The sequence below is a fragment of the Pseudomonas gorinensis genome (genome assembly GCF_042015035.1).
Lineage (GTDB): Bacteria > Pseudomonadota > Gammaproteobacteria > Pseudomonadales > Pseudomonadaceae > Aquipseudomonas > Aquipseudomonas gorinensis.
This window is the reverse complement of record NZ_CP167125.1, coordinates 2,647,657-2,660,698: the sequence shown is the minus strand read 5'-3', so window position 1 is coordinate 2,660,698 and position 13,042 is coordinate 2,647,657. Positions and strand designations below refer to the sequence as shown.

Genomic DNA, 13,042 nt, shown 5'->3' with positions numbered 1-13,042 from the left:
CACCGATGACCGACCAAAGCGCCCCGGCCCTCAAGGAAATCTTCAACGTCGAACGCCTGCAACACATCGCCACCGAAATGAGCGCGGTGTATCCGGCGTTCGACGCCAAGGGTTTCCTCAAGCATGCGAAGGCCGGGTTGGCCGAGTTGTCGGTGATGCAGCGCATGGCGCGGGTCAGCGAGAGCCTGCACGCGGTAATCGCGCTGGATTACCCGCAGACCCTGAAATTGCTCTACGCCTTGGCGCCGCGCCTGAACAGCGGGTTTGTCAGCCTGTTCCTGCCGCACTACGTGGCGAGTTACGGCCGGGATGACTTCAAGCGCTCCATGGCCGCGCTCAAATACTTCACCACGTTCGGTTCGGCCGAATTCGCCATCCGGCACTTCCTGTTGCACGATTTCCACCGCACCCTGGCGGTGATGCAACAGTGGTCGCGGGATACCAACGAACACGTACGTCGCCTCGCCAGCGAGGGCTCGCGGCCACGCCTGCCCTGGTCGTTTCGCCTGGCCGAAGTGCAGGCCAACCCCGAGCTGTGCGCGTCGATCCTAGACAACCTCAAGGCCGACAGCAGCCTCTACGTGCGCAAGTCCGTGGCCAACCATCTCAACGACATCACCAAGGACCACCCGGACTGGGTGCTCAGCCTGATTGAAGGCTGGAACCTCGACAACCCCCACACCGCCTGGATTGCCCGCCATGCACTGCGCAGCCTGATCAAGCAAGGCAACACCCGGGCACTGACGATCATGGGCGCAGGGGCCAAGGCCGAGGTGAAGATTCATCATTTGAACGTCTCCCCGGCGGTCATCAAACTGGGCGAGCGCATCAACCTGTCGTTCAGCCTGGAGTCCACCGCCGCCACCGCGCAAAAGCTGGTGGTGGACTACGCCATCGACTATGTCAAAAGCGCCGGCCACAGCGCGGCCAAGGTGTTCAAGCTCAAGGCCTTCACGCTGGCGGCGGGTGAACATCAACGCATCAGCCGCGAGCAGCACATCCGCGAACTGACCACGCGCAAGCACTACCCTGGCAGGCATAAGGTGCATGTGCTGGTGAATGGGGAGCGATTGGGCAGTGCGGAATTCGTATTGCGCGATTGACTCGATTCAACCAACGCCACCCATCAAAGTGGGAGGGGGGCTTGCCCATGACCGAATTTTTGTGGCGAACGGGCTTGTTGTGGCGAGCGGGCTTGCCCCGCGTTGGGCTGCGAAGCAGCCCCAATAAAGCAGAATGCGGTGTATCAGATATTGCCGGGGCGGCTGCTCTTGGGGCTGCTTCGCAGCCCAACGCGGGGCAAGCCCTAATGCCGTTCAGTTAAGGCTTTTTTGTAGGAGCGAGCTTGCTCGCGAAGAACTCACAGGCGCCGCGTTCACTCAGGAAACACGCGTTATCGTTGACGTTTTTCGCGAGCAAGCTCGCTCCTACAGAAGGCGATGTACGCTTAACTGACGGCATTAGGGCAAGCCCGCTCGCCACAACAAGCCTACTAGCCACAACAAGCCCGCTCGCCACAGGAGTTCCAGTTTGCTGCGCGACAGCGCCAAGTTGGAGATTTAGCGGAGCCTCCCACATTGTTGATCCGGTTTCTTCAGTTGGATTCGCCGAGCAGCAGCGGCTGCTCCCGCGCGCACAACTCCACCACGTAATCCCACAACACCCGCAGCCGCACCGACTTGTGCAACTCCCTGCGCGAGCTGATCCAGTAGCTGCGCTGAATCCCCTCCCCCGGCAGCAACGACACCAGGTCGGGGTCGCCGGCGGCCATGAAGCACGGCAACACGGCAATCCCCAACCCCGAGCGTGCCGCCTGGTGCTGGGCGATCACGCTGGTGCTGTGGAACACCACCTTGGGGTTACGGCAGAAACTGCTAAGGAACTTCAATTCCTGGCTGAACAGCAGGTCGTCGACGTAATCGATCCATGAATGGGCCGCGAGGTCTTCGCGTTTTTCAATCGGTGGCGTGCGCGCCAGGTAGGCGCGGCTGGCGTAGAGGGCCAGGCGGTAGTCGGTGAGCTTGCGCGTTACCAGTTGGTCGACGCTGGGGCGTTCGAGGTGAATACTGATTTCCGCTTCGCGGTTGAGAATGCTGACAAAGCGCGGCACCGCCACCAGCTCGACTTCCAACCCTGGGTAGCGCTCGAACAGCCCGCCCATGCGGCTGGCGAGGAACATCACGCCCAGGCCCTCGGCCACGCCCAGGCGGATCTTGCCTAGCGGGGCGGCGCTGTGGGTGAGTTCGTCTTCGGCCAGCAGCGCGACGTTTTCCATGGCTTCGGCGTGCTTGAGCAAGGCTTCGCCAGCAGGCGTCAGCTCGTAGCCCTGGGCGTGCTGCACAAACAACGCCGTACCCAGGCTTTTCTCGATGGCCTCGATATGCCGCGCCACCGTGGCGTGGGTAGTTTTCAGGCGCTGTGCGGCAGTCAGCAGGCGGCCGCTGCGCTGCAACTCCAGGAAATACCGCAGGTCATTCCAGTCGAACATGTCGCCTTTCTCCCTTGGGCATAAATAATGACTTAAGCCTCGCCACAACAAGCTCGTTCGCCAAAGGGGCTGGCGCCTACCGGCAGCGCTGTTTAAAAACGCACAGCAGCTGGGTAAAAACTAACATTTTTAAGACGAAAACTAACAACTAGGATGGAGCCAATAAGAAAAACAAGCGAGACCTCAGATGCCCATTGCAGCTGCGCAATACGATTACGTGGTAGTAGGCGCCGGCCCCGCGGGTTGCCTGCTGGCCAATCGACTGTCCGCCAACCCCGCCCACCGCGTGCTGCTGCTCGAAGCCGGTGGTCGCGACAATTACCCCTGGATCCATATCCCCGTCGGCTACCTGTTCTGTATCGGTAACCCGCGCACCGACTGGTGCTTCAAGACCGAAGCCCAGGAGGGCCTGCAAGGCCGCGCCCTGAGTTATCCACGCGGCAAGGTGCTGGGGGGCTGTTCCTCCATCAACGGCATGATCTACATGCGCGGCCAGGCCCAGGACTATGACGGCTGGGCGGCGGCAGGCAACGCCGGCTGGGCCTGGAAAGACGTGCTGCCGCTGTTCAAGCAGAGCGAAAACCATTTTGCCGGCGGCTCGGAATTCCACAGCGATGGCGGCGAATGGCGGGTAGAACAACAACGATTGTCGTGGCCGATCCTGGATGCGTTTCGCGACGCCGCGGCGCAGAGCGGCATTGCCAACATCAGCGACTTCAACCAAGGCGATAACAAAGGCTGCGGCTACTTTCAGGTCAATCAGAAGGCCGGGGTACGCTGGAATGCGGCCAAGGCATTTCTCAAGCCGATCCGCCAACGGCCTAACCTGACCGTGCTGACCGAGGTGGAGGTCGACCGTGTGCTGCTGGAGAACGGCCGCGCCTCCAAGGTACTCGGGCGCCAGCACGGCCAGCAGGTCAGTTGGGAAGCCCGCAAGGAGATCGTGCTATGCGCCGGCTCCGTCGGTTCGCCGGGTATCCTGCAACGCTCGGGAATCGGCCCCGCCCATGTGCTCAAGCCGCTGGGCATTGACGTGGTGCATGAACTGCCGGGTGTCGGCGGCAACCTGCAAGACCACTTGCAACTGCGGCTGATCTACAAGCTGGAAAACGCCCGCACCTTGAACCAGATCGCCGGCACCGTGTGGGGCAAGATGGGCATGGGCCTGCGCTACCTGTATGACCGCAGCGGCCCGCTGTCGATGGCGCCCAGCCAGCTCGGTGCGTTTGCCCGCTCCGGCCCGGAACAGACTTCGGCCAACCTTGAATACCATGTACAGCCGCTGTCCCTGGAGCGTTTTGGCGAGCCGCTGCATGCCTTCCCCGCCTTTACCGCGTCGGTCTGCGACCTGCGCCCGCACAGCCGTGGCCGCATCGATATTCGCTCAGCCAACCCGGCGGATGCACCGCTGATCCAGCCCAATTACCTCAGCCATCCGGAAGACTTGCGCGTCGCTGCCGATGCCATTCGCCTGACCCGGCGCATTGTGGCGGCGCCGGCTCTCAGCCAGTTCAAACCCGTGGAGTACCTGCCCGGCGATGCGTTGCAAACCGAAGAGCAACTGCACGAAGCCGCCGCGCGCATCGGAACGACTATCTTCCATCCCGTGGGCACCTGCCGCATGGGCGATGACAAGGACGCGGTGGTCGACGCGCAACTGCGCGTGCATGGCGTGCCCGGCCTGCGCATCGCCGATGCCTCGATCATGCCGCGCATTACATCCGGCAATACCTGTTCACCGACGCTGATGATCGCCGAGAAAGCCGCGCAGTTGATCCTTTCACCGAATACTGCAGGAGCCAGCAGCCAACTCGAGAAAAATGCAAAGGCGCCACGTTCAGCCAGGTTTCCCGCGTAATCGTTGACGATTTTCGCGAGCAAGTCCGCTCCTGCTGAGGAACGGAAAACAGACCGGCGCCGAGGTTGGCGCCGACAGTGGAACAACAATAAATAATCACTGTGAGGGATACCCGATGTCAGAACATGCTCAAGTCCTGGGCTCGGCGGTCAGCCCGAGTACCGCCAGCGAATCAAGGAAAGTCATTTTCGCCTCGTCCCTGGGGACGGTGTTCGAGTGGTATGACTTCTTCCTCTACGGCGCCCTGGCGGCGGTGATCAGCAAACAGTTCTTTGCCGGGGTCAACGACACCACGGCGTTTATCTTTGCCCTGATGGCCTTTGCTGCCGGCTTTGTCGTACGACCGTTCGGCGCCCTGGTATTCGGTCGCCTGGGCGACATGATCGGACGCAAATACACCTTTCTCGTCACCATCATCCTGATGGGCGTCGCGACCTTTTGCGTCGGGCTGTTGCCCACTTACGCCAGCATCGGCATCGCGGCGCCGATCATCCTGATCGTGCTGCGCATGCTGCAAGGCCTGGCGCTGGGTGGTGAATATGGCGGTGCGGCCACCTATGTCGCCGAACATGCGCCGGTCGGCAAACGCGGTCTCCACACCAGCTGGATTCAATCCACTGCCACCCTCGGCCTGCTGCTCTCGCTGCTGGTGGTGCTGGCATGCCGTTACTTCACCGGTGACCAGTTCGAAGTCTGGGGCTGGCGCATTCCGTTCCTGTTTTCCATCGTACTGCTGGGCATTTCCACCTGGATCCGCATGAGCCTGCATGAGTCACCCGCCTTCCTGAAGATGAAAGAGGAAGGCAAGGCGAGCAAGGCGCCGATCCGTGAGTCCTTCGGCAAATGGGAAAACCTCAAGGTGGTGCTGATTGCGCTGTTCAGCATCAACGGCGGGCAAGCGGTGACCTTCTACGCGGCGCAGTTTTATGTGCTGTTCTTCCTCACGCAGTTCCTGAAGATGGACCCGGCCCTGGCCAACATGCTGTTGATCATCAGCGTCGTGATCGGGGCGCCGTTCTTTATCTTCTTTGGCTGGCTCTCGGACAAGGTTGGACGCAAGCCGGTGCTGATGCTCGGCCTGCTGCTGGCCACCGCGTTGTACTTCCCGATCTTCAAGAGCCTGGCGCACTACACCAACCCGGCGATGGACCAGGCCAGCCACCAGGCGCCAATCACCGTACTGGCCGACCCGGCCACCTGCACCTTCCAGTTCGACCCGGTAGGCAAGGCGCGTTTCGACAGCCCCTGCGACAAGGTCAAGACCTTCCTGGTCAAGCAAGGCCTGCCCTACAGCAGCGCCGCCGCCCCGGCCGGCAGCCCGGTGCAAGTGAGCGTGGGTGAAGTGCGTATCGATGGTTTTGACGAAGCCGCCCTGCGTGGCGCGGTGGCGCTGGCGGGTTATCCGACTTCGGCGGATGTGGCCCAGGTCAACAAGGTGATGGTGGTGGTGCTGATCGTCGCGCTGATCCTGATCGCAGCCATGTGCTACGGCCCGCTGGCGGCACTGATGGTGGAACTGTTCCCGACGCGCATCCGCTACACCTCGATGTCCCTGCCTTACCACATCGGTAACGGCTGGTTTGGTGGGTTCCTGCCAACCGTGTCGTTTGCCCTGGTGGTGTACACCGGCGATATCTTCTATGGCCTGTGGTACCCGGTAGCGGTGACTGGCGTTAGCCTGATCGTGGGGATGTTCTGCCTCAAGGAAACGCGGCATGTGGATATCGATAACAACTAAACCGATCTTCTGAACACAGGAGATCCCCTGTGGGAGGCTGCCCCTCCCACATTTTTTCCAGCGCCACACAAATAGCTGTATATCCATCCAGATAAAGGTTGATCATTTCCCGTCTTTTGCCCATCCTGCTCCCCATTCAACTCTGTATCGAATGGGCTGACCATGCGGCTGTTCCTCTGTGAAAAACCCTCCCAGGCCAAGGATATCGCGGCCGTGCTCGGCGCCAGTCGCCGTGGCGACGGTTGCTGGCTGGGCAGCGGAGTCACCGTCACCTGGTGCATCGGCCACCTGCTGGAAACCGCCCCGCCCGACGCCTACGACGCCAAGTACAAACGCTGGGTGCTCGCCGATCTGCCGATCGTCCCGCAAACATGGAAAATGCGGGTCAAGCCCAAGACCGCCAGCCAATTCAAGGCGGTCAAGCGCCTGCTGGGGGAAGCCCAGGAACTGGTGATCGCCACCGACGCCGACCGTGAAGGCGAAATGATCGCCCGGGAGCTGGTGGAACATTGCCGTTATCGCGGGCCGATCCAGCGGCTATGGTTGTCGGCGCTGGACGACGCCTCCATTCGCAAGGCCCTGGCCGCACTCAAGCCCGGTGCCGAGACCTTCAGCCTGTATCACTCGGCGTTGGGCCGCTCCCGCGCCGACTGGCTGATCGGCATGAACATGAGCCGCCTGTTTACCTTGCTCGGCCGTCAATCCGGCTACCAAGGCGTGCTGCCAGTGGGGCGCGTGCAAACCCCGACGTTGCGCCTGGTGGTGGACCGCGACCGCAGCATCGCCGACTTCGTGCCGGTGGCGTACTGGGCGATCGATGTCGACCTGCGTCATGAGCACATGACGTTCACCGCCCAATGGCGCGCCGCCGAGGACGCCTGTGACGACCAGGGCCGCTGCCTCAACCCGCAACTCGCCCGGGACGCCGCCGACGCCATGACCCAGGCCGCCCGCGCACAGTTGGTGAAGTTGCGCACCGAACGCATGCGCGAAGTGGCCCCCCTGCCCTTCGACCTGGGCACCCTGCAGGAAATCTGCTCGAAGAAGCTCGGGCTCGGCGCCCAGGAAACCCTGGATATCGCCCAATCCCTCTACGAAACCTACAAGGTCATCACCTACCCGCGCAGTGACTGCGGCTACCTGCCATTGAGCCAGCACAGCGAAGCGCCGAAGATTCTCGCCGCGCTGGGCCGCGCGGATGCGGCAGTGAACGAGTTGATGCCGCATATCGACCCCCAGCGCCGCTCACGAGCCTGGAATGATGCCAAGGTCAGCGCCCACCACGGCATCATTCCCACCGGGGCCGGCAAGGACGTTGGCCAACTCACCGGCAAGCACCGCGCGGTCTACACCCTTATTCGCGCGCGCTTCCTGGCGCAGTTTCTGCCCAACCACGAATACGATCGCACCCAGGCGGATTTCGACTGCGCGGGCCAGGCGTTACGCGCGGTGGGCAAAGTCGTGATCGAAGCGGGGTGGAAACGGGCCTTGCCCGAAGCCCTCGCACCGGCCAAGGGGCGCGAAGCCCCGGCCCCCCAGGCCTTGCCAACACTGGTGCAAGGCCAGGAATACGCAGTGGCCAAGGTCAACCTGAAGGACCTGTGGACCCAACCGCCCAAACCCTTCACCGAAGGCGACCTGATCAAGGCGATGAAAAACGTCGCGAAACTGGTGGAAGACCCACTGCTCAAGCAAAAACTCAAGGACACCACCGGCATCGGCACCGAGGCCACCCGCGCCGGCATTATCCAAGGGTTGCTCGACCGGGGTTACCTGGTGAAGAACGGCAAGGCCTTGTCGGCAACCCCGGCAGCCTTCAGCCTGATCGACGCGGTACCCCGCGCCATCGCCGACCCCGGCACCACCGCGATCTGGGAGCAGGCGTTGGACATGGTGCAAAGCGGCGAGATGAGCCTGGAAGAATTCGTCGCCAAACAGGCGGCCTGGATGAGCAAGCAGGTGGCGCGCTGCAACGGCATGCGCATGACCATCATGGGGCCGGCCAGCCCGGCGGGCCGAGGCGCCGCACCGTGGAAAAAGAAGCGCAAGGCCGCACCCCGCAAGACCGCCGGCAGCCCCAAGCGCGGCAAAAAGCCGGCGAATGCGGGATGAAAGGTAAAAAAAACCGGCGAATGACGTTTTTCGACGGGTTTAACGCCGCTTTGGACCTTGCCGCCGCGCGGGCCGTCTAGGATTCTGTAGGGGGAGCCAGACTAACTAAAAAAAACCGGAGTGGTCGCCATGAAAACCGTTGCACAAGTGCTCAAAGCCAAGGACCAGAAAAACCAGGAAGTCCATGTCATCAAACACGACCACACCGTGTTTGAAGCACTGGTCCGGATGTCGGAGAAAAACGTCGGGGCCTTGCCGGTCGTTAAGGATGGCGTGGTGGTAGGCATCATCAGCGAACGTGATTACGCGCGCAAAATCATGCTCAAGGGTCTGTCGTCGGTCACTACAAAGGTCCATGAGGTGATGAGCTCTCCGGTGATCACCGTCGACACCCATAAAAAGGTCGATGAGTGCATGAACATCATGACCGACAGTCACCTGCGCCACCTGCCGGTGGTCGAAGACGGCAAACTGCTGGGCCTGCTCTCCATCGGTGACTTGGTAAAAGAAGCCATTGCCGACCAGGCCGACCTGATCAAACAGCTGGAGCAATACATCCGCGGCGAATAGGGGACCCCATGCTCGACACGCTGGAACATCAAGAGGATCACCTCGACACCCTGCACCGGGCCCTGGCCGAACGGCGCTTTCTGGTGTTGACCGGTGCAGGGATCAGTACGTCGTCGGGGATACCCGATTACCGTGACAGCGAAGGCGTACGCCGGGGCAAGGCGCCGATGATGTACCAGGAGTTCCTGGCCACACCGCAAGCGCGACGCCGTTACTGGGCGCGGGCAATGCTGGGTTGGCCGCGAGTACGTATCGCCCAACCGAACAACGCCCACCGCGCGCTGGCGACCCTGCAGCAACGCCAGCGCATCAGTGGCCTGATCACGCAAAACGTCGACACCCTGCATGATCAGGCCGGTAGCCACGATGTCATCGAACTGCATGGCAGCCTGCATCGAGTACTGTGCCTGGATTGCCAGCTACGCAGCCCCCGCGATGGCGTTCAGCGGCAAATGGAAATCGCCAATCCCTACCTGGCGCAGGTGCATGCCGTCCAGGCGCCTGATGGCGACACCTTGCTTGACCCGACCTTCGAAGAGCAGTTCCAGGTACCCCGCTGCCCCCATTGCGATGGCGAACGACTGAAGCCGGATGTGGTGTTTTTTGGCGAGAACGTCGCGCCGGCCACGGCGGCCAGGGCGATGGCCGCAGTGGCGCAGGCCGAGGGCTTGCTGGTGGTAGGCTCTTCGCTGATGGCCTATTCGGCATTTCGCCTGTGCAAGGCGATGGTCGAACAGGGCAAGCCGGTGATCGCCATTAACCTGGGCAAGACCCGAGGCGATGAGCTCTTGCAGGTGAAAATCGAAGCCTCTTGTGAGCGGTTGTTGCCTTTGCTGGCCGAGCGGCTGGGAGCCTAAAGACACCACAGATCAACCCGTCGAAGGGGGCGGTGCGACGATTCGAGTTACCCCCTCCCACCAGGGTCAAGCGCTGAATGGCCACTTGGCGCCGGCGACTAATCAGCACAAAAAATGACGCCCAAGTCACCTTCTCCTGCATCCTCCCGTCCCCACGGCGATTTATGTAGTGATCAAAAATAATCACTACATAAGCGTTGACGTAACCTTTTTGTCCTTGCATGATCTAGACGTCTCCCGGATCGGGAGCGTTGGCAACAAGCGTTTTGAACAAGCTCGTCTGACCGCCGAGCTGTTTTTTCCGGATGTGCACTGCCCACAAGGCAGATTGATGAAGCTGACCGGCCCGAAAGGATCGGTACAAGGAGCTCAAACGCTGCTTGTCTTCGTTATGAAACCATTGCGTAGCAGTTCATCAGCAAGACTACATGCATCAGGTTCAAGACCCTGCCCGTATTCGGCAGACAGTCGCTGACGCCCGGTTTTCGGAACCGGAGACAACTTAAATATGTATCAACGAATCAATTGATAGATCGCCAACTGGTCAAGGGGCTTACACATGAATCTGAACAACCAACCAACTATCGATGAATTGGCTGAGATGTTCGCAGCGCAGAAAGACAAACTCGACGACCATATCCTGTGGATTGGCAAATCGGGCGAAGTCAAAATTGACTGCCTGGCGCCCCACACCGAAGAAGCGGAGTTCGACCGCAATAACCGTGAACTGGCGGCGCGCCTGCGGATGTACCGCCGCGGCCAGGGTTATGTCGGTAAAAAAGCGGCTGCCGATCGTAACTTTATCGAGCAAGTGTTCCATACACTTAATACCGAATGGCAGAACATCAAGGGCCAATCGCAAGTTAAAGTGATTGATAAATACTGCTGATAAAAAATCATTACAACATTAAGTCCGCCCGGTTAGCCGAGCGGACTTTTTTATGCGCACGATTATTTTTTATTCATATAAACCGGCGCTGACGCAAGCGTCACAGCGGGAACCGGCCCTTCCCCGCCTCATCGCGAAAGATGTCAAACAACGCCTGCGCGGCGGCTGACAGTTCATACCCCGGCTTGGTCAACACCCCAATCGGCCGCTCTATCACCGGGTCGGTCAAGGTAATGCAATGGGCTCCCGCCTCCCGCATCTGCTGCGCACATAACGCCGGTACCGCGCTGACGCCCAAGCCGCTGGCAACCATCTTGCCCACGGTTGCCAATTGGTGGCTCTCCAATGCCACCGGTAGCTTGCGTTTTAAAGCGCCCAGGTGTTCTTCGAGCATCACCCGTACCGTAGAGGGCCGCTGCAAGGTAATAAACGGTTGCTCCAGCAGGGTTTGCCAATCGATCTCGGCGTACTGCGCCAGCGGTGAATCGCCAGGCACCACGGCAATGAAGCGGTCCAGGTACAGCGGGGTAAAGAGCAGTGACGAGCCTTCCGCCGGCTCAAACGCCACGCCCAGCTCCACCTGGCGGTCGCGCACCATTTCCAGCACCTGTTCGTTGATCAGGTCGTGTACCGTCACATTCACCTGGGGGTAACGTGCGCGGAATATCTTCAGGATCGGCGGCAACAGGTTACCGGCGAACGACGGCATCGCGGCCACCGTTACCCGCCCCCGCTGCAGGGTGAACAACTGGCGCAGTTCGTCCTCGGCATTGTCCCAGTCAGCCATCAGCCGGCGTGCCAGGGGCAGCAGGGATTCGCCCTCGGGTGTCAGCGCGACATTGCGTGTATTACGGCTGAACAAGCGCCCGCCCAGCCCTTCTTCCAGGCCCTTGATGGTCAGGCTCAAGGCCGATTGGGAGAGGTGCAGGCGTTCGCAGGCAGCGGCAAAACTCAGGCTCTGGGCCACGGCAAGAAAGGCACGCATCTGTTTAACTGTCATGAGGCTACTCCGTAGACGGCTCGACTATGCTGTTTTTTAAATCAATCAACCTTAAAAAACAACTTAACAAATCAATCCGTCGGCGCAACACTTCGTTCAATGGCTGGACCACAAACAATAAAAGAGGTGCATATGGCAGGTTTCGATAAACGCGTGGCGTCCTATGAAGAAGCGCTGGCAGGCCTGGAAGACGGCATGACCGTGCTCGCGGGTGGTTTTGGCCTGTGCGGCATTCCGGAAAACCTCATCGCCGAAATCAAGCGCAAAGGCACCCGCGACCTGACCGTGGTTTCCAATAACTGCGGTGTCGACGGTTTCGGCCTGGGCGTGCTGCTGGAAGAAAAGCAGATCCGCAAAGTGATCGCCTCCTACGTCGGTGAAAACGCGCTGTTCGAGAAGCAATTGCTCAGCGGCGAAATCGAAGTGGTGCTGACTCCCCAAGGCACCCTGGCGGAAAAAATGCGCGCAGGCGGTGCTGGCATCCCAGCGTTCTTCACTGCCACCGGTGTCGGCACGCCCGTCGCCGAAGGCAAGGAAACCCGTGAATTCAATGGCCGCCCCTACCTGATGGAAGAGTCCATCACCGGTGATTTTGCCATCGTCAAGGGATGGAAAGCCGACCACTTCGGCAACGTCATCTACCGCCACACGGCCCAGAACTTCAACCCGCTGGCCGCCACCGCCGGCAAGATCACGGTGGTCGAAGTCGAGGAAATCGTTGAACCGGGCGAGCTGGAACCGTCGCAGATCCACACCCCTGGCATCTACGTCGACCGGATCATCTGCGGCACCTTCGAGAAGCGCATCGAACAGCGCACCGTCCGCAAATAATCCACGTCCAGAACAATAAGAGGAAGTCACCATGGCTCTCACCCGCGAACAAATGGCTCAACGCGTCGCCCGCGAAATGCAGGATGGTTTTTACGTCAACCTCGGCATCGGCATTCCGACCCTGGTGGCCAACTACATCCCCGAAGGCATGGAAGTGATGCTGCAATCGGAAAACGGCCTGCTTGGCATGGGCCCGTTTCCCACCGAAGAAACCATTGATGCCGACATGATCAACGCCGGCAAGCAAACCGTGACCGCGCGTATCGGCGCCTCGATCTTCTCCTCCGCCGAGTCCTTTGCAATGATTCGCGGCGGCCACGTCGACCTGACCGTGCTGGGTGCGTTTGAAGTCGACGTCCACGGCAACATCGCCTCGTGGATGATCCCCGGCAAGCTGGTCAAAGGCATGGGCGGCGCCATGGACCTGGTGGCCGGCGCAGAAAACATCATCGTGATCATGACCCACGCGTCCAAGGACGGTGAGTCCAAGCTGCTCAGCCAATGCAGCCTGCCGCTGACCGGTGCGAACTGCATCAAGCGTGTACTGACGGACCTGGCCTACCTGGAAATCGAAAATGGCGCTTTTGTCCTCAAGGAACGCGCACCTGGCGTCAGCGTTGAAGAGATTGTGAGCAAGACCGCCGGTAAACTGATCGTCCCGGACAACGTTCCAGAAATGCACTTCCAGTGAGGACTGAT

Annotated in this window: 11 protein-coding genes; 9 read left to right on the top strand and 2 right to left on the bottom strand. The window is 60.6% G+C overall.

The features are described 5' to 3' along the window. Positions 1–5: 5 nt before the first annotated feature. Positions 6–1,103: a DNA alkylation repair protein gene (locus tag AB7933_RS12300; protein ID WP_024074512.1), complete on the top strand. Its 1,098-nt coding sequence runs from the start codon at positions 6–8 to the stop codon at positions 1,101–1,103. A gap of 491 nt (positions 1,104–1,594) precedes the next feature. Here the strand turns inward: AB7933_RS12300 and AB7933_RS12295 are convergent, their stop codons facing one another. Then, positions 1,595–2,488 (bottom strand): LysR family transcriptional regulator, encoded by an 894-nt coding sequence (locus AB7933_RS12295; RefSeq protein WP_024074511.1) that lies wholly within the window; start codon positions 2,486–2,488, stop codon positions 1,595–1,597. 187 nt (positions 2,489–2,675) lie between these two features. Here AB7933_RS12295 and AB7933_RS12290 point away from each other — a divergent pair, with 187 nt between their 5' ends. The 6 genes from AB7933_RS12290 (at position 2,676) to AB7933_RS12265 (ending at position 10,512) form a co-directional block, all read left to right on the top strand. Further along, positions 2,676–4,346 carry a GMC family oxidoreductase gene (locus AB7933_RS12290; RefSeq protein ID WP_024074510.1) on the top strand — a complete coding sequence of 557 codons (1,671 nt, stop codon included), beginning with the start codon at positions 2,676–2,678 and terminating at the stop codon, positions 4,344–4,346. A 115-nt stretch (positions 4,347–4,461) separates the two neighbouring features. Next, positions 4,462–6,084 carry an MFS transporter gene (locus AB7933_RS12285; RefSeq protein ID WP_024074509.1) on the top strand — a complete coding sequence of 541 codons (1,623 nt, stop codon included), beginning with the start codon at positions 4,462–4,464 and terminating at the stop codon, positions 6,082–6,084. A 162-nt stretch (positions 6,085–6,246) separates the two neighbouring features. After that, positions 6,247–8,196, top strand: a complete 1,950-nt coding sequence (locus tag AB7933_RS12280; protein ID WP_024074508.1) for a DNA topoisomerase III — start codon at positions 6,247–6,249, stop codon at positions 8,194–8,196. A gap of 129 nt (positions 8,197–8,325) precedes the next feature. Further along, positions 8,326–8,766, top strand: coding sequence for a CBS domain-containing protein (locus tag AB7933_RS12275; protein ID WP_024074507.1), 441 nt, complete (start codon positions 8,326–8,328; stop codon positions 8,764–8,766). An 8-nt stretch (positions 8,767–8,774) separates the two neighbouring features. Beyond that, positions 8,775–9,623: an NAD-dependent protein deacetylase gene (locus tag AB7933_RS12270; protein ID WP_024074506.1), complete on the top strand. Its 849-nt coding sequence runs from the start codon at positions 8,775–8,777 to the stop codon at positions 9,621–9,623. A 559-nt stretch (positions 9,624–10,182) separates the two neighbouring features. Continuing rightward, entirely contained in the window at positions 10,183–10,512 is a 330-nt protein-coding gene (locus tag AB7933_RS12265) for a hypothetical protein (RefSeq protein WP_024074505.1), read from the top strand. Between the two features lie 100 nt (positions 10,513–10,612). Here the strand turns inward: AB7933_RS12265 and AB7933_RS12260 are convergent, their stop codons facing one another. Further along, positions 10,613–11,512 carry a LysR family transcriptional regulator gene (locus tag AB7933_RS12260; protein ID WP_024074504.1) on the bottom strand — a complete coding sequence of 300 codons (900 nt, stop codon included), beginning with the start codon at positions 11,510–11,512 and terminating at the stop codon, positions 10,613–10,615. Positions 11,513–11,644: 132 nt separating this feature from the next. On the opposite strand from AB7933_RS12260, the gene AB7933_RS12255 reads away from it, so the two are divergent. Together AB7933_RS12255 and AB7933_RS12250 are read left to right on the top strand one after the other, a co-directional pair. Further along, positions 11,645–12,343, top strand: coding sequence for a CoA transferase subunit A (locus AB7933_RS12255; RefSeq protein WP_010566044.1), 699 nt, complete (start codon positions 11,645–11,647; stop codon positions 12,341–12,343). Between the two features lie 31 nt (positions 12,344–12,374). Further along, positions 12,375–13,034: a CoA transferase subunit B gene (locus AB7933_RS12250; protein WP_024074503.1), complete on the top strand. Its 660-nt coding sequence runs from the start codon at positions 12,375–12,377 to the stop codon at positions 13,032–13,034. Positions 13,035–13,042 lie beyond the last annotated feature (8 nt).

Bases quoted from the DNA above. Each gene is read 5' to 3' on its own strand.
- AB7933_RS12260 (WP_024074504.1), bottom strand. From the start codon at position 11,512: ATGACAGTTAAACAGATGCGTGCCTTTCTTGCCGTGGCCCAGAGCCTG.
- AB7933_RS12285 (WP_024074509.1), top strand. From the start codon at position 4,462: ATGTCAGAACATGCTCAAGTCCTGGGCTCGGCGGTCAGCCCGAGTACC.
- AB7933_RS12280 (WP_024074508.1), top strand. From the start codon at position 6,247: ATGCGGCTGTTCCTCTGTGAAAAACCCTCCCAGGCCAAGGATATCGCG.
- AB7933_RS12250 (WP_024074503.1), top strand. From the start codon at position 12,375: ATGGCTCTCACCCGCGAACAAATGGCTCAACGCGTCGCCCGCGAAATG.
- AB7933_RS12275 (WP_024074507.1), top strand. From the start codon at position 8,326: ATGAAAACCGTTGCACAAGTGCTCAAAGCCAAGGACCAGAAAAACCAG.
- AB7933_RS12255 (WP_010566044.1), top strand. From the start codon at position 11,645: ATGGCAGGTTTCGATAAACGCGTGGCGTCCTATGAAGAAGCGCTGGCA.
- AB7933_RS12270 (WP_024074506.1), top strand. From the start codon at position 8,775: ATGCTCGACACGCTGGAACATCAAGAGGATCACCTCGACACCCTGCAC.
- AB7933_RS12290 (WP_024074510.1), top strand. From the start codon at position 2,676: ATGCCCATTGCAGCTGCGCAATACGATTACGTGGTAGTAGGCGCCGGC.
- AB7933_RS12295 (WP_024074511.1), bottom strand. From the start codon at position 2,488: ATGTTCGACTGGAATGACCTGCGGTATTTCCTGGAGTTGCAGCGCAGC.
- AB7933_RS12265 (WP_024074505.1), top strand. From the start codon at position 10,183: ATGAATCTGAACAACCAACCAACTATCGATGAATTGGCTGAGATGTTC.
- AB7933_RS12300 (WP_024074512.1), top strand. From the start codon at position 6: ATGACCGACCAAAGCGCCCCGGCCCTCAAGGAAATCTTCAACGTCGAA.